The 18,437-nt window shown below is 42.3% G+C and carries 20 protein-coding genes and 1 tRNA gene; 7 read left to right on the top strand and 14 right to left on the bottom strand.

Features of this window, described 5'->3' with window-relative positions; translation table 11 throughout:
• The first annotated feature begins 29 nt into the window (after positions 1–29).
• On the top strand, positions 30–1,583 hold the full coding sequence (locus LC1Nh_RS01085; protein ID WP_153549858.1) for a DNA topoisomerase 2-like domain-containing protein: 1,554 nt from the start codon (positions 30–32) through the stop codon (positions 1,581–1,583).
• Here the strand turns inward: LC1Nh_RS01085 and LC1Nh_RS01080 are convergent.
• From LC1Nh_RS01080 to LC1Nh_RS01065, 4 genes are read right to left on the bottom strand one after another with little or no spacing between them, the layout of a single operon-like run.
• The gene (locus tag LC1Nh_RS01080; protein ID WP_153549857.1) at positions 1,575–3,635 is read right to left on the bottom strand and encodes a COG1470 family protein; all 2,061 of its coding nucleotides are present in this window, start codon (positions 3,633–3,635) and stop codon (positions 1,575–1,577) included. The genes LC1Nh_RS01085 and LC1Nh_RS01080 overlap by 9 nt on opposite strands.
• A complete protein-coding gene (locus LC1Nh_RS01075; protein ID WP_153549856.1) occupies positions 3,632–4,294 on the bottom strand; it encodes a hypothetical protein in 663 nt (220 codons plus the stop codon). The genes LC1Nh_RS01080 and LC1Nh_RS01075 overlap by 4 nt, the downstream gene beginning before the upstream one ends.
• Positions 4,294–6,057 carry a hypothetical protein gene (locus LC1Nh_RS01070; protein WP_153549855.1) on the bottom strand — a complete coding sequence of 588 codons (1,764 nt, stop codon included), beginning with the start codon at positions 6,055–6,057 and terminating at the stop codon, positions 4,294–4,296. The genes LC1Nh_RS01075 and LC1Nh_RS01070 overlap by 1 nt, the downstream gene beginning before the upstream one ends.
• Before the next feature lie 27 nt (positions 6,058–6,084).
• Positions 6,085–6,522 (bottom strand): hypothetical protein, encoded by a 438-nt coding sequence (locus LC1Nh_RS01065; protein ID WP_153549854.1) that lies wholly within the window; start codon positions 6,520–6,522, stop codon positions 6,085–6,087.
• A gap of 87 nt (positions 6,523–6,609) precedes the next feature.
• Here LC1Nh_RS01065 and LC1Nh_RS01060 point away from each other — a divergent pair, with 87 nt between their 5' ends.
• Both LC1Nh_RS01060 and LC1Nh_RS01055 read left to right on the top strand, forming a co-directional pair.
• A complete protein-coding gene (locus LC1Nh_RS01060; protein WP_153549853.1) occupies positions 6,610–7,014 on the top strand; it encodes a hypothetical protein in 405 nt (134 codons plus the stop codon).
• A 35-nt stretch (positions 7,015–7,049) separates the two neighbouring features.
• Positions 7,050–7,916, top strand: coding sequence for a helix-turn-helix transcriptional regulator (locus LC1Nh_RS01055; RefSeq protein ID WP_153549852.1), 867 nt, complete (start codon positions 7,050–7,052; stop codon positions 7,914–7,916).
• Here LC1Nh_RS01055 and LC1Nh_RS01050 read toward each other — a convergent pair.
• From LC1Nh_RS01050 to LC1Nh_RS01010, 9 genes are all read right to left on the bottom strand, one after another.
• Complete coding sequence (locus LC1Nh_RS01050; RefSeq protein ID WP_153549851.1) at positions 7,913–8,197, bottom strand: hypothetical protein; 285 nt, start codon at positions 8,195–8,197, stop codon at positions 7,913–7,915. The genes LC1Nh_RS01055 and LC1Nh_RS01050 overlap by 4 nt on opposite strands.
• Positions 8,198–8,228: 31 nt before the next feature.
• A complete protein-coding gene (locus LC1Nh_RS01045; protein ID WP_153549850.1) occupies positions 8,229–9,296 on the bottom strand; it encodes a glycosyltransferase in 1,068 nt (355 codons plus the stop codon).
• Positions 9,297–9,312: 16 nt separating this feature from the next.
• On the bottom strand, positions 9,313–9,966 hold the full coding sequence (locus LC1Nh_RS01040; protein ID WP_153549849.1) for a thioredoxin domain-containing protein: 654 nt from the start codon (positions 9,964–9,966) through the stop codon (positions 9,313–9,315).
• Entirely contained in the window at positions 9,960–11,174 is a 1,215-nt protein-coding gene (locus LC1Nh_RS01035; protein ID WP_153549848.1) for a glycosyltransferase family 2 protein, read from the bottom strand. Before LC1Nh_RS01035 ends, LC1Nh_RS01040 begins: the two co-directional genes overlap by 7 nt.
• A 95-nt stretch (positions 11,175–11,269) precedes the next feature.
• On the bottom strand, positions 11,270–12,706 hold the full coding sequence (locus LC1Nh_RS01030; RefSeq protein WP_153549847.1) for an ArnT family glycosyltransferase: 1,437 nt from the start codon (positions 12,704–12,706) through the stop codon (positions 11,270–11,272).
• A gap of 30 nt (positions 12,707–12,736) precedes the next feature.
• Positions 12,737–13,942 carry a tRNA pseudouridine(13) synthase TruD gene (gene truD / locus LC1Nh_RS01025; RefSeq protein WP_153549846.1) on the bottom strand — a complete coding sequence of 402 codons (1,206 nt, stop codon included), beginning with the start codon at positions 13,940–13,942 and terminating at the stop codon, positions 12,737–12,739.
• Positions 13,939–14,286 (bottom strand): peptidyl-tRNA hydrolase Pth2, encoded by a 348-nt coding sequence (gene pth2 / locus LC1Nh_RS01020; RefSeq protein ID WP_153549845.1) that lies wholly within the window; start codon positions 14,284–14,286, stop codon positions 13,939–13,941. The genes truD and pth2 overlap by 4 nt, the downstream gene beginning before the upstream one ends.
• 111 nt (positions 14,287–14,397) lie before the next feature.
• Positions 14,398–14,520: transfer RNA gene (locus tag LC1Nh_RS01015), tRNA-Val, on the bottom strand.
• Between the two features lie 52 nt (positions 14,521–14,572).
• Positions 14,573–16,435 (bottom strand): ATP-binding protein, encoded by a 1,863-nt coding sequence (locus tag LC1Nh_RS01010; RefSeq protein ID WP_153549844.1) that lies wholly within the window; start codon positions 16,433–16,435, stop codon positions 14,573–14,575.
• 86 nt (positions 16,436–16,521) lie between these two features.
• On the opposite strand from LC1Nh_RS01010, the gene LC1Nh_RS01005 reads away from it, so the two are divergent.
• The 3 genes from LC1Nh_RS01005 to ndk are packed head-to-tail and all read left to right on the top strand — an operon-like array spanning position 16,522 to position 17,835.
• Positions 16,522–16,962: a hypothetical protein gene (locus LC1Nh_RS01005; RefSeq protein ID WP_153549843.1), complete on the top strand. Its 441-nt coding sequence runs from the start codon at positions 16,522–16,524 to the stop codon at positions 16,960–16,962.
• A 31-nt stretch (positions 16,963–16,993) separates the two neighbouring features.
• A complete protein-coding gene (locus LC1Nh_RS01000; RefSeq protein ID WP_153549842.1) occupies positions 16,994–17,296 on the top strand; it encodes a histidine phosphatase family protein in 303 nt (100 codons plus the stop codon).
• A gap of 53 nt (positions 17,297–17,349) precedes the next feature.
• The gene (ndk, locus tag LC1Nh_RS00995) at positions 17,350–17,835 is read left to right on the top strand and encodes a nucleoside-diphosphate kinase (RefSeq protein ID WP_153549841.1); all 486 of its coding nucleotides are present in this window, start codon (positions 17,350–17,352) and stop codon (positions 17,833–17,835) included.
• Between the two features lie 71 nt (positions 17,836–17,906).
• Here the strand turns inward: ndk and LC1Nh_RS00990 are convergent, their stop codons facing one another.
• Positions 17,907–18,122, bottom strand: a complete 216-nt coding sequence (locus LC1Nh_RS00990) for a DUF5683 domain-containing protein (RefSeq protein ID WP_153549840.1) — start codon at positions 18,120–18,122, stop codon at positions 17,907–17,909.
• 52 nt (positions 18,123–18,174) lie between these two features.
• On the opposite strand from LC1Nh_RS00990, the gene LC1Nh_RS00985 reads away from it, so the two are divergent.
• Positions 18,175–18,426: a PspC domain-containing protein gene (locus tag LC1Nh_RS00985; RefSeq protein WP_153549839.1), complete on the top strand. Its 252-nt coding sequence runs from the start codon at positions 18,175–18,177 to the stop codon at positions 18,424–18,426.
• Positions 18,427–18,437 lie beyond the last annotated feature (11 nt).

Genomic DNA, 18,437 nt, shown 5'->3' with positions numbered 1-18,437 from the left:
TATTATTTAAGCCATGCCAATGATTTTCTATGACCAGTTTGGACAACCTGTCTATAGGGAAAATTTCTGAACTAACAACCAGCGATAGCGAATATTTTAGGGAAGAGGTAAAGAGCATTGACCTGACAGTTCAGGATCTTAAAGCCTTGAAGGAGGCTGAACTATCTGGTAAGAACCGTGAAGAACTTATAAACTTCTTAGACGATCAACTTAACGCGGAGAATGTTGGCAACTATCTTAACCTGGCAGAAAGAGACATGGGACAGGTTGAAAACTTGATCAGTGAAATTGAGAGGGTAGAGGACATAGAACATTTAGATGAAGAGAAAATAGAGATCGATCAGGATAATCTGATAGATCTAATAGGGGGGACAGTAGATGAAATGAAAGAATTTGTCAAAGAAAACCCGTTAACCTCAGAACAACTCGAAAATGTGCTAGATGCAGAAGAAAGAATAAAAGACCGCAAAACAGCTAAACAATTTCTTAAACGACAGATTAAAAAAAGAGAAGTAGGGGAGGATGTAAAGAAAGCTAGAAAGGATGTAGAAAGCCTTGAAAATGATCTTGAAGAGATAAGGAAAGACGAAACAGATGTTTCCAAAACAGAAGATGATAAAGAGGACGATAGAGATGACGAAAATTCTGAGGTGTCTGTTGAAGAATCGGAAGAAGATAAGGAGACAGGAAATAGGAGCCAAGATGAAGACAGAGAAGAAAGTGAAGACAGTTTAGAGCAAGAAAATGAAGGAGAGAAAAATGGGGAAGAGAACTCAGAGCCTGAAGAGGAACCTAGGAATGAGAGTGGCGAGGATAGTAAGCCAGGGGACGAAAATAAAGATGAAGATGAGGACTCCAAGTTTGAAAGGAAAAAGAGGATTTCTGAAGATCTCGAGTTAGATATGAGCGACGAAGAATTAGAGGATTTTTCTCTAGAGCAGCTTGAGGAGATTAAATCGGAGAAAGAACACCGTGAAAGCTTAATTGAAAGGTTAGAAGAAAATGGGATGGATGAAGAAGATCTGAGAGAGGCTAGCACATCAGACCTTGAAAAACTTGCTAACAGTCTGGAAAGTAAGGATGAGAGCCAGGAAGAGCATGAAGAAATGCGTGAAGAGGCTGAGGAAGACCTAGAAATGTTGATGGGTGCTGTCCGAGGAGAGGAAGAGTCCAGCGAAGAAAAAGAAGGAGAAAGCGCCAAGGAGAAGCTTGAAGACCTGAAGGAAAACTTGAGAGATAAACTCAAACACTCCAGCAATGAAGAGGAAAGCAGTTCTAAAGGATTAAGTGTGGAGAAACTAGAAGAAATCCTAGACGAATACAGAGAGCTGGGTGATGAAGAAGCATCTGTCAAGACTGCTCATATCATGAAGGGGTTCCTTGAACAAAAGCTAGGTATTGAAAGAGAGTTGACTTACAAGGAGTTAGCTGGAGAAATGCCAACTGATGAAGGAGAAGAGATCGAAAAACTGGCAGAGTTCTTTGTAAAGATGCACAGAGAGCAATATACCGGCAGACTACAAGTAAATAACCCGGAAGAAATTATAGACACGTGTATCGCAGTAGCTGAGAGCCTAAGCTGAGCTGAAAGGCAGCAATCCTGGCGGCAAGATTTCATAGTAAGCAGAGGACAAGTAGATCAGTATAAATGTTTCGCCCAGTATGAGCAGTACCATTGGTACTTTGACAGTTAGACTGTCCATACCGTATCTTTTTATGACAACAGTATATACTATAAGCATTGCTGTCCATAGCGAGGCGATTATAGGCACTCGAAATTCCTCAGGCACTATACCTTTTTCTTCCACTGTTTCAACAGTCATTTCTGAGAATGCAAAGGAACCTGATGTGGATGAAGCAACTATAGTTGCCTGACATTCCTGCAAGTTGTCAGAAGTATTGAAGTTTACTGAAACTGAAGCTGTTTCACCTGCAGCAATACTCTCAATTTCATCAGCTGTGTAATCTCCACAGTTTTCAGTGTTCTGAAGTTCGATACTGACATTTTCCAGGTCATTATCTCCGCTGTTTTCTAGAAGTACCGGTACCGTATAGTTATTACCCATTTCAAACCGGATGTCCTGTGGTGCCTCGCTGATGCTTAAACCTGAGGTCTGAGCAGGCTCCTCTGTAACCTCCACATTGACATATTGGCTTCCTATATCCTCATCAGGAGTAGAGGCATACACAGGGACCTGATAGATTCCTGGTTCAACACCTTCTCCAGGATTCACAAACACGCTCCGATTCACCGATCCCCCCACCTCCAATGAGTCAATGGTTACAGACTGAGACTGCCAGTCCATTCCTTCTGAAAATCTTGGTGATAGTTCCAGATCGGACAGCGTTTCCTCGCCAGTATTATTCACCTCCATACCTACCTCTGTGAAAGTACCTCTATCCGCAGTATAACTAGTATTCAAAGGTCTTAGATCTACACTAAGCAGGGGTGTGGGCTCGGGAGTAGGCTCGGGTTCTGGTTCAGGTGTTTGTCCTGGAAAGTTTCCGTCACCTTCCTTAGGTTCCGCATCGTTTGATGTTTCCTCTGCATCAGTGTCGAGAGATGCATTTTCAGTTCTGTTGACATCTGTATTTACCTGACCTGTCCTGTTTAACTCCTGTATTAGTGCATCGGAGCTGTAGTTTGCGTACTGGGTTTCCTCGAGAGCTTGGCTGATGTTTGCAGCCTTCCTTAATTCTTCTACTATGGCATCAGCCTTCAGTTCAGCTGACTGCTCTTCATCGATACTTGTATTTACTTCAGCTGACTGCTCCAATGCATCAATCAATGCATTTAGATCCAGATTATATTCTGCTTCGTTCTCGTCAGCAGGCTGATTAGGGCTTTCCCCTGTACCCTCCGTAACCACTATATCAAACTCCACACTCTCGCTGTAATTGAATGGAGTTGTTCTAGCATAAGGCTGGTTAACACTGAAATTTATACGGGAGATAGGCAGACCTGCTAAATCAAGGTTCAAGTCAGATGTATCGCCACTTGAAATATTGTCGCTCTCCCTAGCCTCTCCAAATGTACCGTTAAATACATTTGAAACTATTGAGGAACTGTTCTGAGGTCTGAACTCGCACTGGTGATCGAGGTTTAGTGTTCCTGTATAGTTTCCAGGTTCGTACTCTGCTTTAAATTCAAGTATCCGGGGTGTGGCGTTGAACGGCGGTCCATCCTTGCTGACATTGTGAGAGTAAGGTGCTTTATAGTGGAAATAGCCATCGTTTCCCTCAACATCGTCTTTTAGCTTTGAGGTAGAGTACTCTGCATCTCGGTTAGTAGAGTTAAAGAGGTATGTTTCAGTAAAGTTTTCCTTGGAAAACTGCTGTGGCTCACCATAGAAAATCTCGCTTCCAGAAGAGTTAGTTATCTCCAGAGACATGTTGGTGAAAGACATTTCTCCTGAATTAAACGGAAGGAAAGAGAAATAGCCGGAACCTCCCTCCCCTACAACATTTCTACCACTCTGACTTCCAGCAAAATCAAATCTGTAAGCCGTAGTTCCACACGTAGCATCAACACCTACCGAAACATCAGATTGATCACTATCCGTAGCCGATAAACTCAGCGAAGCCATGAAAACTAGGGTCAATACCATCAAGATCATCGGAAAATTGTTTCTCATGTTACCGCCTCGTAAAACACATAACTGAAAACCAGCAGCACACCCAGCAATAGTGCTGGATTTACTCCTTCACCAGACTCTTTCTTATCGAGTTCTTCCTGTTCACTAGTTTGGTTTTCTTCAGTTAAACTGTTTTCCTCAGAATCCACATCATTTTCCTCAGAAACATTTCTCTCAGCAATATCTCTATCTTCAGTCTCTCCACCAATGAGGCTGCCTTCAAAGTTATAATCCGGAGAATTTTCCGTCAAGTAACTGAAAGTATACTTTCTCTCATGAACCACTCTTGGAGTAGCCCTGCCCTCAGCACTCCCACTTCCATACGCCCTAAGAGTTACAGGAACCTCATATGACTGCCTAACCGGGTCAACAGAACTAACTCTGATACTGAACTCTTTAACAGGTATATTCTGACCCTCACGGTTTATACTTCTAGAGATATTCTCCGGCTCAAACTCAAACTCTTCAATATATGAAATATTCAATCCTTCTTTTTCTGGAGCATCGAGTTCAATCTTGCTGTACTCATCTGATGCAAAACCCACAGTATAACTTGTCTCAGGTCCTTGTTTTTCCATTTGGCCGTGAAAAGTTGCTACTGTGGAGGCTGCAGAGAAACTAAACAACATTACCGCCAAAATCAGTATTTCAGTTTTCATCACTGTGTCCGATTGGCTTTAAAGGTCATAGTGCCTGTGTATCCACCATTGATGATCCCATAAGGCACATTCAACCAGTAGTAAAGGTTTTTAGTTGTTCCCGGCCTCAAATTAGAGTCAAGCAGCGAATAACTTGTTGTGAAGTTCTTAGGGTTGCTTCCATCGGAATTCTCTGATAAGTTCATGTTTACAGGATCTATAGTATAATTACTGTCTTTTTCAGAGACAAGAGGTGAAGCCTTAAACCAGAGATTATCCACCGTGTTACTATCTTCCTCCACAGTTAGGTTGTAGCCTTCAGAGTTGTTTTCTGCAGGATTCTGTTTCTCACCAGGATCTAAGACACCAAAGTCGACCACATTCCAGTCGATATCAATCATCAAGATATCCCTTATTTCGATAATGTTATCCTGTGTGTTATTCGATTCTACACCCGAGTAACTTGAGGAAGCACTGAAGTCAAGCGCATGGAAAGTATTTTGGTCGCCCGTAGCGTTTACATCCCACTCAACAGCACATGATTGTCCTTCCAGAAGGTTTGAGCAGGTACTATTTTGATCTATAACTTCAAATTCAGATCCGGTAAAGGGTTCCTGGTCCGTTGACTCATTCCGGCGAGGCTCAGCTCTGATATCTCCGCAGTCACCATCAATACAGTTTATAGTGCCGTTCAAGTTGAAAATTCTGTTGTTCTGTACGACAGAATTATTAGATGGACTGTCTATATCCGGATCAATGAAGCCATATATCAAAGTCTTTAATTCGTGATGATCTTCATCAGAGGTATCTGAGGATGTAGAAGCATTTAAAACTTGGTTGAAAGTATTTGTTGAGTCCTGAGATATATTTACTATGTATTGGGCGGTCATCGAATCATTTACAGGAACTTCTCCTCCATTACCGGTGCTCCATCCTACTGCACCTGAGGAAAAAGTTCCTCCAGTATAAGTTGTACCGTTAACATTGTAGAAAATATCTTCTGACTCGTTGATGCTCCAAGACTGATTTAGAGTTCTATGTTCCAGAGTATCATCAGTTGTGAGTATCCAGGAGTCAGATCCTTGATTGGAGACATTGAACGAGAATCTGTATTCATTTGGATTACTCTGATTTATTTGGAAAGTCTTATTCAACCCCTCATCCACAAGTGTGCCATCGTTTTCCTGGTCCTGTACTCCAGAAACATTGTAGATCTGGATATTTTCGATCTGTGGCAGTGGCGCTTCAACTCCGGAGGTATATCCCGAAAATTGGGTTATGTTGTAGCTGAAGGTCGAGCCTGAGTAGCTTGTCTCGAACTGTGAAGTGTCCTGTACCTCCCAAGACGAGCAGTCGCCGTTCTGTATTGACGTGCAGCGGGAGATACTATCTGGTTCATTCCTGCTGACCTCGAACTCTGCTTTTGAGAAGTCAAAGCTTTGATCTGTGTAGTATAGCGGATCTGTGTCAGTTAGGAAGTTTTCTTCCGGATTTTCATTTCGGTATATTCTAGGTCTGTAATCGAAGTCCTGGGTTATCGAAAAGTTGTGAACGGTAACATCTGGTCCGTTATCGAGTTGCTGGATCAGAGTATAGTTTTCTCCATCGTTCAGATTTGCCTCCAGAAATCCTGATGAACTCGCTACCTCAGTTCCATCCTGTTCCACAGTTAACTGAGCATCAAGTCTTCCATCAGTGTCCTGTACCTCAACCGTCAGGTTGGATCCAGCTGCTGTACCTGCGAATAACACCAGTAATATAGGGATCAAGATTTTTCTGTGCATGTAGTTGAGAATTGTTGCTGGAGTCTTTTAGATGTATATGACAGTGATGCCTGTCACCAGACCAAGTATTCCGATTAGGGTTGTCCACTGGTATGTTGTCTGCGCATTTTCCAGTTCTATAGAAAGATTCTGCACCCCTTCAACTGAGCTAGAAGCATATTCCAAGTCTGCTATTACCTGTTCTATTCCCTGACCCTGTATAGTTGCTCCTGTTGCTGCCAGGCTTTCCATACTCTGTTGAAAACCATCTGAACCAACCAGTCCAGCCGTAGTTTCCAGTCTTTCAGTTGAATTTGATGCTTGCTGTACTGCACCGTTTATCGTGAAGAGTGCGTGGACTGAGACGACTAGAAGAGCTAGTGAGGCTACTATCATCACTTTCCCGAATTCTCTTTGATCGAACCAGTATTCGTATTCGAGTTCCTGTATCTTGTTTTTCAGGTTTTTCGGTGCCTCTGTATCCATGTTCTGAGTCTTTTGGATACTGGAATTTTAATTAGTGGGGTTGATTTTTTGTTAAGGCTTTAAGCTTAAGGCGCCTAAATCTTGTGTATGACAGTTAAGATTTGGATGGTTTTTGAGGCTGTAGCGGCGACCGAGGATGCTGTAGAAGACTCTTTGGACGATCATTTGGAGAAGTTGGAGAGCGAGTCCGAGGTAGAGATAACTGAGTCTAATGTTGATGAGGTTTCGAAGGTTGAGGATCCTCATCCTGATCTTGAAGAGGGTTTTTCTCAGGTTGCAGAGTGTAAACTTGAGGTTGAGACATTCAGAAAATGCATTCAGGTCACATTTGATTATGGACCGACTTATGTCCAGGTTGAGGGACCTGAGAAGTATGAGATGGATTTGAAGGAAGGTCAGGAAAGCCTTCAGCAGGTTGCAGATGTGATGCATAAGTATGCACAGATGGGTGTAGGAGGCGTTTTAGTATCTAAGTCGACAGAAGAACAATGAAAACAAAATACTTGATCTTAACTTTTTTAGTATTGTTGACAGTTTCTTTGGGAGCAGCTACTACTATCTCTCAGGAAGATGTAGCTGTTGATCTAAGAGATAACAATGTTTCAGTTGTCATGAAGGTAGATACTTTGACTACTACCACATTCAACTATCAGACCTCACACCCCGTAGACGATTTAAGAGTTAAGATTAACGGAGAGAGAGTAGAATGCAGTAACACTGAATTAGCTATCGGTACAAACATCAACTGCGATACATCTGTCTCAGAGAATTTCACAGTAAATATAGACTACACTACAAGCGGCTTGACCACTTCCCAAGGCGATATAAGCGTTTTCCGTTACAGCCAGTCAATCTACCGACCGATCAAAAATTACAGTTTTAAAGTGATTCTTCCCGAAGGAACTGGCTTAGTTGACCAAGCTAATGCCACCACAAGCGTTGTAAACCCTGAAACCGGAGAGCTTGGCAATATGAATGGCAGAAGATTTTTTGTAGAGTGGAACAGTCAGCCAGAACTGGGAGAGCCTGTTAACTACAAAGTTCTTTACGAACCGCTTCAGGAAAAGGAAAAAGAGGACAGTTCTCTGATAATTCCTGGAAGTGTACTGGGTTTGTTGCTGATAGTTTTGATTTCGTACATGGTTTATCGACGGAAGAATGCGGTTAAAACCTCAAATCAGTTGGATGAGTTGTCAGAGGATTGCAGACTGGTTGTGGAAATGTTGCAAGAAGAGGGCGGTGAGATGTTGCAGAAGGATATCGTTGAGGAGTCTGAGTATTCCAAGGCTAAGATTTCTGGAGTTGTGTCAACCTTGGTAGATGAAGATATCGTTTCAAAGGAGAAAGAAGGCAGAAGCAACAAGGTATCCTTGAATAATGAGTTTAGAGATTAAAGGGCTTTGTTAATCGCCCAGAACTGTACTTCTCCTTCAGAGCTTCTTCTGCAGACGCATTTAAGTTCTGCGCTTTCCTCTACTTTATCACTTAAGTTGAACTCTACGGTTCCTGGTTCAAAACAGGCTATAGCTCCTGAGAGACTTGTGTTTTGCTTTATAGCAGCCTCGGTTTTTTCGCAGTATGATTGTTTTGGTTCTTGCTGCATCGATGATGCGACAAAACCCGTGATCAGTCCTAGAAATATTGCTGCTAAGAAAATTTTGGTTTGATTGTTCATATCCTGATTGTTGAGGCTTCGTCTTTTTAAGCTACTCGAATGCCAGTTTCTCAGATCCAAAGAAGTTTAACAGGAATCCTCCGAATATTGCGGCGATGTTTGCTGCAGGCTCCCAGACATTCAGCAATCCGATCAGTACAAATAGCAGGATTTCATAGATGGCGAATCCTCCTAAATTGACTAGGAAGAAATATGTGTACTGGTGTTTGAAGGATTTAGTGGATTTGGAGAAAGTTATTTCTCTGTTCCAGAAAAAGTTCCACTGCAGAGCACCTAGAAATGCTAATCCTCCTGCAATACTGTAGTGAAAGTTGTTTTGGATTGCTGCAAGAAATATGACTGAGTTAACTAGTACTCCTGTAGCACCGACACCCATAAATTCAGCTGCATTCACCAGTCTTTTGGATTGGGGTCTGGTTAAGCCTAGCCGGTTGAACAGTATTGATCCGACATGCTCCATGTACTCTACTATTTCAGCCAGTCCAAGCTTTGAATCACCACTTTTTCTTTCTCCGAAGCTGAACTGAACCTCTTCAATATCCAGATCATTGCAGTGAAGAATCTCAAGCAGTATCTTAAAACCTTCAGGATCCAAGTTTTCTGAGTCAACAGCATCCTTATTGAATGCAAAGAACCCGCTCATAGGATCTGAGAGCCGCATAGGATACATCACGATTTTTGCGGGAATAGCGGCTCCCCTGTTAATAATCTTTCTGGAAAGCTTCCAGTGTTCAACCGAATCCTTTTCCTTGAACCGAGAACCTACTGCGATATCGGAGCCCGAGAGTTTCTGGATAAGTTCTGGTATTTTTTCTGGAGGATGCTGCAAGTCTGCATCCATCACGACAATTTGATCTCCTTTGGCTTCTTCAAAACCTTTTATTACACTTTGAGATAGCCCATGGTCCTTTTCCCGGACGAATACATTTACAGGATAGTCCTGTGAAAGTTCCTCGGCTTTTTCAGCCGTACCATCCGGACTGTCATCATCTACAAGAAGAATTTCGTAGTCTCGATGATTCAGGGCGTTGTCTACTTTATGGAAAAGTTGTTCTAGGTTTTTCTTCTCGTTATATGTGGGGGTTATGACTGAAATCATTTGGAGGCAAATACCTTTATTCAGAGGAGTTTTCTATTATCTGGTTTAGGTCGTTTCTTCCTCTGAAGCCTGTGTACAGTTTCTCATCTATAACCAGAGCAGGATACTCTTCGACTCCGTATTTGGTTTCAAGGTAGTTTATTGTATCCATGTTGAGGCTAGTGTCAAGCGGATAGATTACAGTGTTGTTACTGTTTCTGGCTGTCTGTGATAAGACTGCTCCTTGATCCTTACAGGTCTGGCAGTCGTTTGAGTAGAAGTAGACTACCTCAGTGTAGTTCTGCTGACAGTTCTCCTCCAACCTCTTTACCTGTAAAAGGTTCTGCACCAGCAAATTCATGTATCTCTTTTTCAAAACAGAATACTTAGAGTTCTTAATTTTCCTAGAGTTTTCGTACTGTGCTACGTCTTTCCTAAGCTCCTGAGATTCCTTTACAGTTCCGTTAACCCATTTTTTCATTGCGTTGCAGCTCGGATTTGATTCAGTTGATAATTGGTACGATAAGAGCTGCGAGCGTTGATCAACTTCTATTTCCTGAATTTCCTGTTCAAGAGCACCAACCTTGTGGTCGCTGAGTTGCTTGCCTGCCAGGAAGATTGTTCCAATCAGTATTACTGTAGTTAGTAATCCTATTACGACGTATTCCCAGTCAAAATTTCTTTTCACCATTCTTTACCTCCATTTGCGATCTCTTTGATTAGAGCAGCGATCCAAAATACTGCGTAGGTCGGTCCGTAAATACTCAAAAACAACACATAATGTACTTTCCGTTCCAGTAATTTAAATTTCTCATCAGCACTCTTTATACTCAACACCAGCATCGCAAAACCTGTTATGCCCATAACCAGGTAAAATATGTGGAAAACAGACAGCTGGAAGATGCTTAACCTGAAACCTGGTGAAAATGATCCAAGCAAAAGATAGTTGTTAACAGCGTCAAAAATAGAGTTGAAAATCCGTATCACCATGTGGGATGCTAGGAAAACAATTGTAGAAGTTAGAATCAAGTTAAAAGGCAGTATAACAAGACCAAGATTTCCAAACTGGGGATTAAACCAGAGATCCTTGTACCTAAGGTTATTACTGATGTAGCCCCTGTACCATCTCAGGCGTTGATTAAACAGTCCTCTAAAACTATCAGGAGATTCGGTTATAGTGAATGCGTTCGTGGTGCTTCTCAGTTTACCTCCGTTTTTGAACATTCTGAAGGCTATTTCCATGTCCTCTGTCAATGTTTCTTCGTCCCATCCGTCCAGTTCCTTCAGGTACTGTGTTTCATAGATGCTTCCTGGACCTGGCATAACCCATTGGGCGTCAAAAATCGCGAAAAGTTTTCTCAACAGTATATTGTATGTGAACTCCGTCCAAATCATCTTTTCCGCCCAACTCTCAGGGTTACGCACCTTCATAGCAGGCGTCACACCTTTCACATCTTCCTCCTCAAAGTATCCAACCATATTTTTCACCATGTCTTTATCGGCTATGGAGTCAGCATCCATACAGGCCACGAGATCAGTATCCACTCTTTCAAGAGCCTGGTTCATTGAATTAGCTTTGCCTGTGTTCGGCTTATCGATTATCTCTATCTCGTCTTCAAATTTTTCCAGTTCTTCGAGAGTTGAGTCTTCAGATCCATCGTTTATCGCAATTATGTCAATTTCTCCTTCATAGCTCTGGTTTAACAGAGAATTTATGCAGTCGCTGACATGTTCCTTTTCATTGTATGCTGGTACGAGAAAAGTCAGTGAGGGAAATGTGGATGTCTCAGGATCGGTCTTGACCCTGTTGCGGTTGAATAGGTAGACAGATAGCATCATGGAAGCGGAAAAAATCATTACTCCAAATACAGCAAAATAGGTCAGGTCAATTAACTCCATGGTGTGAGTTTAGATTACCCCAGAATATTGATAAAAGAATAATTCGTCCACTGCAACAGAAAACAGATTAACTTTCAACCCTTCTTCAGCGAAAGCTATTTGCTGTAGTAAAAGAGATGAGATTTACCACTGAAAGATTTTACTTTACTGAAGTCCGATCGCGAGACCATTTCCTCATATGACGGGTTCTGGAATCTTGTGCTGTTGGCATAGTAAACATATCCTGACTGATTGAAGTAGTTGTCTAAAAGCTGCTCAAAGCTATGGTAGTTAGGCAGCTGCATTATCTGTCTCTTAGAGTAGTAACCCAGTATCGGCTCATGGAAATTCGTGTAAAGCACCGCGTCCTCAGAAGTATTTTCCCTCATCCATAATGCTGTCTGAGCCTCAGGATAATAAGTAGAGGAATATGTAGTACCATGTTCTAAAACACCTTCACCAGCTTCAGTTGAAATTGTTGGAGTAAATACAAGAGCAGATAGAATCAAAAAGATGTAGAACCTTTTATCGGTAAAAATGTTTCTAAAGCCGGCAGATGCGAGGATAGCAGCGAAAGGTATTGCAGGAAGGAGGAAACGCGGCTCTTTATTCCTTATTACAAACTGCATAATCAGGTAGAAAAACCCTGGGACAATCAGAGGCAAGAAATTCTCAAACCTGTCGGCATCCATAGTTAGAATATAAATCAGGGAGCCTGCAAAGAAGACGGACGGTATAAGAACATCAAGGCTTGTTAAATAGGTCATCATAGGATCAGTTAGACCTCTATCCGACCAAGCATAGATAAATGTAGAGAAAAAACCGCCATAAGTCAACTTGCTCCACACCAGGTAGGGAGACATCGTGAAAACACAACCTATTACAGCCAAATAATTATTTTTATCCATTAAAAGATCCAAAGCCAGTTTTTTAGGTTTTCTAAACCCTTCAAACGATTTAAAAGCTAGAAGCGATATGCCTAAAATCGGAAGGATAACTAGCGAAGTGAACTTCATGAGCACAGCCAGACCAGCTGAGACTCCGGTAAAAAAGTACATGAAACTAGTAAGCCTTCTTTCAGATGATTGAGTGGCTCTGTAGAATATGAAAATTGTCATCAACCATAGTACAGGCAATAAGGCATCTACCATTATATCTCCTGCCATCTTTATTCGTAAAGGAGAAAGTGCATATATGAGGGCTGCTCCAACTCCGACTTTACTGTCGAAAAGGTCTCTGCCAAGACAGTAGGTAAGTAATATTCCTATTGCTGAAAAGGCAGCCACGAAAATGTGGGCGGATACAATGCTGTGGCTTAACGAGAAGACAGCTCCAAGCATCAATGAGAATAACGGAGGTCTTATATCAAATTCATTAAACGTGTTCGGGCTCTCCCCTGCCAATATTTCGCCATGCTGGAGGTATACTGTTTCATCCCAGTAATGGTATCCTGTGTTTACCGGGAGAAGACCTGCTAAGAAACCTAGCAAGAATATGGAGATCACTGCCAAGTGAACCGGTTTTATTTCCTCAGTTATTTCCCGAATCTCCATGGCTTATCAAATGATATTGGACTCGAATTTTTAGTTCTTCATTATTTCGCGTAGGAATACTGTTGCGTAGCATCCTTTCGGAAGGTCAAATCTTACGCGCATCTTGTTCTTAGCCATGTTAAGGTCGTCCTCTTCTACTTCTGCTACCTTGAAGTTTCTGAAGTCTGCAAAAGCCCTTCTCAAACTGCCTTCGGAGGCAAGTTCAGGTACCTCTGGCAGCCTGAAATCGTCTCTATCAACCTCTTCCTCCTCCATAACCTCTTGGAGAACTTCATCCGGCTTGTTGTCGTTGAATTCTGTTTTGTACCCTACAAGAGGAATCTCGTATTCTTCATCGTACCAGTCTTCTTCAATTAGGCGAGAAAGAGTTCTGTTGAAAATCCATGATTGATAAGCGTGGACGAAAAGTGTTTGAAGACCTTCAGGCAGTCTCTTGATAGCCCCTTGATAGTCTCCAGGGTTCTTGGTCAGGTGATACAGCAGAGTCTTTTCATACTGGAATTTCTCTGGGAACCTTTCTGCTGCTCCTTCAACCTCTCTGGTCTCCCAAAGCTCTTCCCTAACCTTTCTGATTGACTTGTACTCTTCATCGTATGGCTTAGCAATGTACGTCCACACTGCTTCTTCAAAGTCTCCTTTAAGAATTAAGCGTCCGACCTGATGAGTTATAGGTCTTGCCGAACCAAATCTTTGCTCACCAAAGTAGTTAGGCATCTTTCCACCAAGTTCATCAACAATCTTTTGGCTTCTATCTTTTATATCGTCAGCAGGCAGCTTGAGGTTTCTTACAGTTATTTCAAACCTGTTGGCGGAGAGATTTCCCAGTCCTATCTTACCTCCTTTCCCGATTACCTCAATGTCAAACTCGTCAGTATATACATTTCTGACTTCTTCCTCTTCAACGCCTTGGATAGAAACGTACTGTTCTGTGACCGCTCTCTTGTCCTTGTTGCCTGCGTAGCCTATCCTGTTTCGAGAAATATGGAGCATCTTGGAGAGTTTATCGACCGCATCCATCGTAGTCATGTTCTGTTTTCTTAACTTGACGATAAGATGATCGCCTTCTCCAGTATCATGAGAAGCAAGTTCTTTAACTATGAAATCATCTACCTGTTCCTTGATTTCTCCTTTAATTCCGTAAGTATCCGAGTAATGGTTCCAGTCCATTTTGGTGAAGTCTATATCGATGATAGAGTCTTCTTCCATTTCTTCTGTCTCCTCAGGTTCTTCGTTCATTTGATTAATTTTAGTTCGCCCGTAATTTGATCGATTTTATCTGAAGTCGCTGGTCCAATACCCAGAGCCGTGTTCGTTCCTGGTTGTACCTCTGTGTGACCAGCATCGGTGATTAAGGCAGCCGGCACTTGTAAAGTTTTTGCTTCCTCCAATTTTTCCTGGAAAGTATCTTCGCCCGCCTTAAGAGCCACTTTCTTTCCTCCTTGGCTCTCCCAGTCAGCCCTCAACTCATCGTCAGCTTTTTTATAAGCCTTTAACGACGCGTGAGAGGCTTGGGCAATCATTTTGCCGGTTGACATATCCAGATCGCTGCGTAGGACAATCACTTGTTTTAATTCGCTCATATGATATACACAGCACTCCTGCCTTTTGTATAATAGTATTCAAAAACTCATTCTTTATTTACCTTTTGGTGACAAACAACCCAGTGTTGTCTTCGATTAAGATAAAGTGGTTGGGTTCGCCCAGATTCGAACTGGGGATCTTCGCCTAACTTACTCGCTTATACGTAGGTTCGTAAAAACTCTCACGTGATGCGGTTGTAAGGGCGACGTCATAACCAACTAGACCACGAACCCTGTGAATCGTGTAATATAGTTAGGTATAGTTAAGTCTTAAAATACCCTGTCTCTAATCCACCTCTTTCGACAGAATAGGATCATAAACCACCTCATCAGATGAGTAGAACGGGTAGTAAATCAGCGAGACATCTGAAGCCTCCAGCCGTCCGGAAACATCACTCTCCTCAATCTCATAATCGATTATCTCACTTTCGTTGACATCATCCTCGATCTTCTCCAGGTTGAAAACTGATTCAACAACCTCCTGACCATCCAAAAACCCTTCATCCTGCAGCTGCTCTATTTTACCCGCTACCTTGGATATTCCAACATCAAGATCATCAACAATCTCTTGCTTATCCTTTCCACTATTTATACGGTCGAAAACCTTCTTAGTGAGGCTTTGCAGCTTTTTTCTGTCCGCCTTCTTTTTATCCTTAACCCCATCAATCAACATCTTCTCATTATCATTCTGCACCAGATAGAACGGATAGTAAGAGCGTGAGAACTTCTCACCATATTGTTCTTCGACTTCCTGAAGAGAATCACGAGGACTGAAGTAAGTGATCTGCGTCTTCTCCTCGTAACTGTCGCCTGTCTGCGTTTCACCACCATGCTTGGATTTACGCGTCCTTACAGAAGTCATAACAGGATACTCGTTACCTAAGGCAAAGCAGACGCCAGGAGGCAGGGATTTTATCATAGACTCAACCTCCGAGTTGATACCTTCAAAAGACTTCGAAATCGCTTTCAGATCGTTAGGATTAGTTACACGCAAGATAAACTGATTGTTGCACTGGCTTAGTACATTTTTGTCGATACGAGCCGGTCTCTGACTGATAACTCCCATACCCAAGCCGAACTTCCTTCCTTCCGAAGCAATCTTCCTCATTATGTCATTACTGAGAGTCTGACCAAAGCCTTTCTCCGGTACAAAGTTGTGCGCCTCCTCCATAATCATCAGGAAAGGCGGAATCCTGTTCTTCTTCCTCAAGTCGAAAAGCTTCTTCGCAAGCATGTAAGCAGTCATCTCTGTAGCCTCAGGCTCCACCGCCCGCAAGTTAATGATTGTAGCTCTTCCTGGCTCGACCAAATCTTTCAAGTCTATCGGATCCTTACTAAACAAACCTGATTCTTCCAACTGCTCCAAATAATTCAGTAGATTCCACTTAGCAGTTGAATCTTCCTGTGAAACCGCGTCCTCGATATCGAGAAGACCATAGTCCTCATCTTTATCCTTCAAACGCTTCAAAGCATTGTAGAGGACCCCCATCTGAGAGTTAGTCAACGAATCAGGGATAAGAGTCATTAATTCCTTCTTGGAGAGATTCAGCGAGGAGAATCGAAGCGGTAAAGCATCAGGATTAATCTCAGTATTCGGAGAGTACTCCTTCACCTCATAACTTCTCTGCTCCTCCTCGTTCTCAGGATTAGGATGTTGAAGCGACGAATACTCTCCGTGAGGATCAAGTATCAATACCGGAAAGTCATCCTCAAGCATTTCCTCAATTAAAACACCAGTAAGATAGGATTTACCTGCTCCAGTTTGTGCCAGGACAGCAAAGTGCTTGTAGAACTCTTCTGGGTCGACATGAATATCTATTTCTGGATTGGTTTCAAGATTACCGATGTTAAGTCCTTTGTCGTCGAGACCCAGTGTTTCTGATATTAGTTCTTGATCTGCCTGGTAGACGATTGAGTCTGGCTCTATTACTCTTCGTGGTGCTTTAGTTAAGCCCTTGTCTCTGTATCCGATTATACTTGCTTTGGCGTATGTTTCGCCGTCGGATTTTTTGGTTACTTCTTCTACCTGTGCTAGTATCCATTTTTCATTGCTCTTAACCGATACGAAGTCGAATTTTCTGACTTCTTCTGTTGCACGGAATTTAAAGTTGGAAGTATTGACCTCTCCTTCTATTGTTCCTACCTGCATACTTGAACCTTTCTCAGTGAATATTCATAAAATCCTTCGCCCTGTTTGTTACAGGTTTTAAGAAGATGCGTGGACCAGTGTTAGTCATGAATCTGGAGTTTTCAGACAATGTTCGGAAAGATGTTTTCTATCTAGGGGTTTGTGCAGTTCTTGTAGTTAGTGCTGCAGCGTTAAACAATTATTATACTCCAGATGACCCTTTGAAAGTCGGTTATACGGAAGTCGAGACTAACTGTATCGGTATGGATGTAGGTGTCTGTCTGGGCGTCCAGAAGCAGGACCATACTACCTACAACTACGATAATTATACTGAGGTTGAGCCAGGGACTGAAAACTTTTACCGCAGGGTTGAGTCCGAGCTCATGATGCAAGCATACAATATCTGCGACGCTGATATGAGTGGTATGGAATGGACTGATCAGGCAGAGTACAGGAATCAGACCGGAACGGAATGGCTGGAAAATGAGAATGTATCACTGCTTAAGTGTGAGCAGACATTCCATAGAAATATCACTGCCTCGAGATAGGTTAATAATTTCTTCTATCCTCTTCTAACATGTGAGGCTTTTTCTCTGCAGGCACGGACAAACAGAGCACAACTGTACAGATACTATTCAGGGTCAGAGCGAGTCCAAGTTAACTGATAAAGGATTGAAACAGGCAGAGGCACTAGGTAAAAGGCTGAGGTCAGAGGATGTAGATTTTCTATACTCTAGTAGTATGCCTAGGGCTGTCAAGACTGCGAGGAACAGTTGGAAGTTCAGGCAGGAAAACTGCAACATCAATCTTTTTTCTTGGAGTGAGGAAAGAGGATGGATGATCGAATACCTGAACAAGACGGTCCATCTAGAGGATTTGTAGAGCGTTTAAAAAATTCCGGTTGCAGATTTCTTTTATAAGAGGTTGATTAAATTATGTCAGAGCATGTTGAACGAACTTTCGTGGCTTTAAAACCGGACGCAGTTAAGAGAGGGATTGTAGGAGAAATCACATCCCGTTTTGAAGATGCAGGTTTCAAGATCTGCGGGATGAAAATGGTTCAAGCCACAGACCAATTACTAGAAAAACACTATGAAGAACATGTCGATAAACCTTTCTACGATGGTCTAGCTGAGTACATGAAACAAGGTCCTATCGTCGCAATGGTATTGGAAGGAGTTCATGCTGCTGAAAATCTGCGGAAGATCGTAGGCGATACAGACGCTTCGGAAGCACATCCAGCAACTATCAGAGGTCGCTACGGACACATGTCAATGGATCACGCAGACGACGCAGGACGGACATACAAGAACCTGGTCCACGCATCAGAACCAGAAGAAGCAGAAAGAGAAATCGAAATCTGGTTCACAGAAGACGAACTACACGACTACAGTACATCTCACGAAGACGAAGTACAGTAAGAAAAAAGAGAATTTAAAGGAGGGGTTTTTACCCTCTCCTTCCTCACCTTAATTTTTTGATTAAAATTCTATCAGTTTGGTGCAGGCGTATTATAGGCATCGTAAACCGAGTAAATCCAGATAATTGGATATATTAGGAAACCTATCAATACGAGAGCTAGTAAGCCGCTGATAAATGCTCCCAGCATCAGTCCTATACCTTTCCATACCTGTCCCTTTATAATCTGTCCCAGACCAGGCAGGAAGAAAGATAGGAGAGCCGGAATACCGTATGTATCATCTGCCATAACCCGTTTATAAAGAACAACTCTCAAAAAGCTGGTTCAAACATTCCAATACATGAGCGACAACCGACTCTACAGATCTGAAGAAGACAAAATCCTCGGCGGAGTGTGCGGAGGAATAGCAGAAGTCTACGACTTAGACCCTTCCCTAGTAAGAATAGCTACATTACTTCTTGTAATAGGTCAAATAGGAATTCTAGGCTACATAGCTGCCTGGCTGATAATCCCAACCGAAAGCGAAGTCAAGAACCACAAAAATGTCAAAGATGTAGAAGCCGAAAAAGTAGAAGACGAAGAAGAGGAATAAAACAGGGCGTC

This window comes from Candidatus Nanohalobium constans, from assembly GCF_009617975.1.
Taxonomy (GTDB): domain Archaea; phylum Nanohalarchaeota; class Nanosalinia; order Nanosalinales; family Nanosalinaceae; genus Nanohalobium; species Nanohalobium constans.
Note: the sequence above shows the minus strand (reverse complement) of the source record. Positions and strands in the feature narration are given on the sequence as shown.

Coding starts and splice junctions, on each gene's coding strand:
- LC1Nh_RS01040 (WP_153549849.1), bottom strand. CDS start 9,966: ATGGTGAAAAGAAATTTTGACTGGGAATACGTCGTAATAGGATTACTA.
- ndk (WP_153549841.1), top strand. CDS start 17,350: ATGTCAGAGCATGTTGAACGAACTTTCGTGGCTTTAAAACCGGACGCA.
- LC1Nh_RS01080 (WP_153549857.1), bottom strand. CDS start 3,635: ATGAGAAACAATTTTCCGATGATCTTGATGGTATTGACCCTAGTTTTC.
- pth2 (WP_153549845.1), bottom strand. CDS start 14,286: ATGAGCGAATTAAAACAAGTGATTGTCCTACGCAGCGATCTGGATATG.
- LC1Nh_RS01065 (WP_153549854.1), bottom strand. CDS start 6,522: ATGGATACAGAGGCACCGAAAAACCTGAAAAACAAGATACAGGAACTC.
- truD (WP_153549846.1), bottom strand. CDS start 13,942: ATGAACGAAGAACCTGAGGAGACAGAAGAAATGGAAGAAGACTCTATC.
- LC1Nh_RS01075 (WP_153549856.1), bottom strand. CDS start 4,294: ATGAAAACTGAAATACTGATTTTGGCGGTAATGTTGTTTAGTTTCTCT.
- LC1Nh_RS01005 (WP_153549843.1), top strand. CDS start 16,522: ATGAATCTGGAGTTTTCAGACAATGTTCGGAAAGATGTTTTCTATCTA.
- LC1Nh_RS01045 (WP_153549850.1), bottom strand. CDS start 9,296: ATGATTTCAGTCATAACCCCCACATATAACGAGAAGAAAAACCTAGAA.
- LC1Nh_RS00990 (WP_153549840.1), bottom strand. CDS start 18,122: ATGGCAGATGATACATACGGTATTCCGGCTCTCCTATCTTTCTTCCTG.
- LC1Nh_RS00985 (WP_153549839.1), top strand. CDS start 18,175: ATGAGCGACAACCGACTCTACAGATCTGAAGAAGACAAAATCCTCGGC.
- LC1Nh_RS01060 (WP_153549853.1), top strand. CDS start 6,610: ATGACAGTTAAGATTTGGATGGTTTTTGAGGCTGTAGCGGCGACCGAG.
- LC1Nh_RS01010 (WP_153549844.1), bottom strand. CDS start 16,435: ATGCAGGTAGGAACAATAGAAGGAGAGGTCAATACTTCCAACTTTAAA.
- LC1Nh_RS01070 (WP_153549855.1), bottom strand. CDS start 6,057: ATGCACAGAAAAATCTTGATCCCTATATTACTGGTGTTATTCGCAGGT.
- LC1Nh_RS01050 (WP_153549851.1), bottom strand. CDS start 8,197: ATGAACAATCAAACCAAAATTTTCTTAGCAGCAATATTTCTAGGACTG.
- LC1Nh_RS01030 (WP_153549847.1), bottom strand. CDS start 12,706: ATGGAGATTCGGGAAATAACTGAGGAAATAAAACCGGTTCACTTGGCA.
- LC1Nh_RS01085 (WP_153549858.1), top strand. CDS start 30: ATGACCAGTTTGGACAACCTGTCTATAGGGAAAATTTCTGAACTAACA.
- LC1Nh_RS01035 (WP_153549848.1), bottom strand. CDS start 11,174: ATGGAGTTAATTGACCTGACCTATTTTGCTGTATTTGGAGTAATGATT.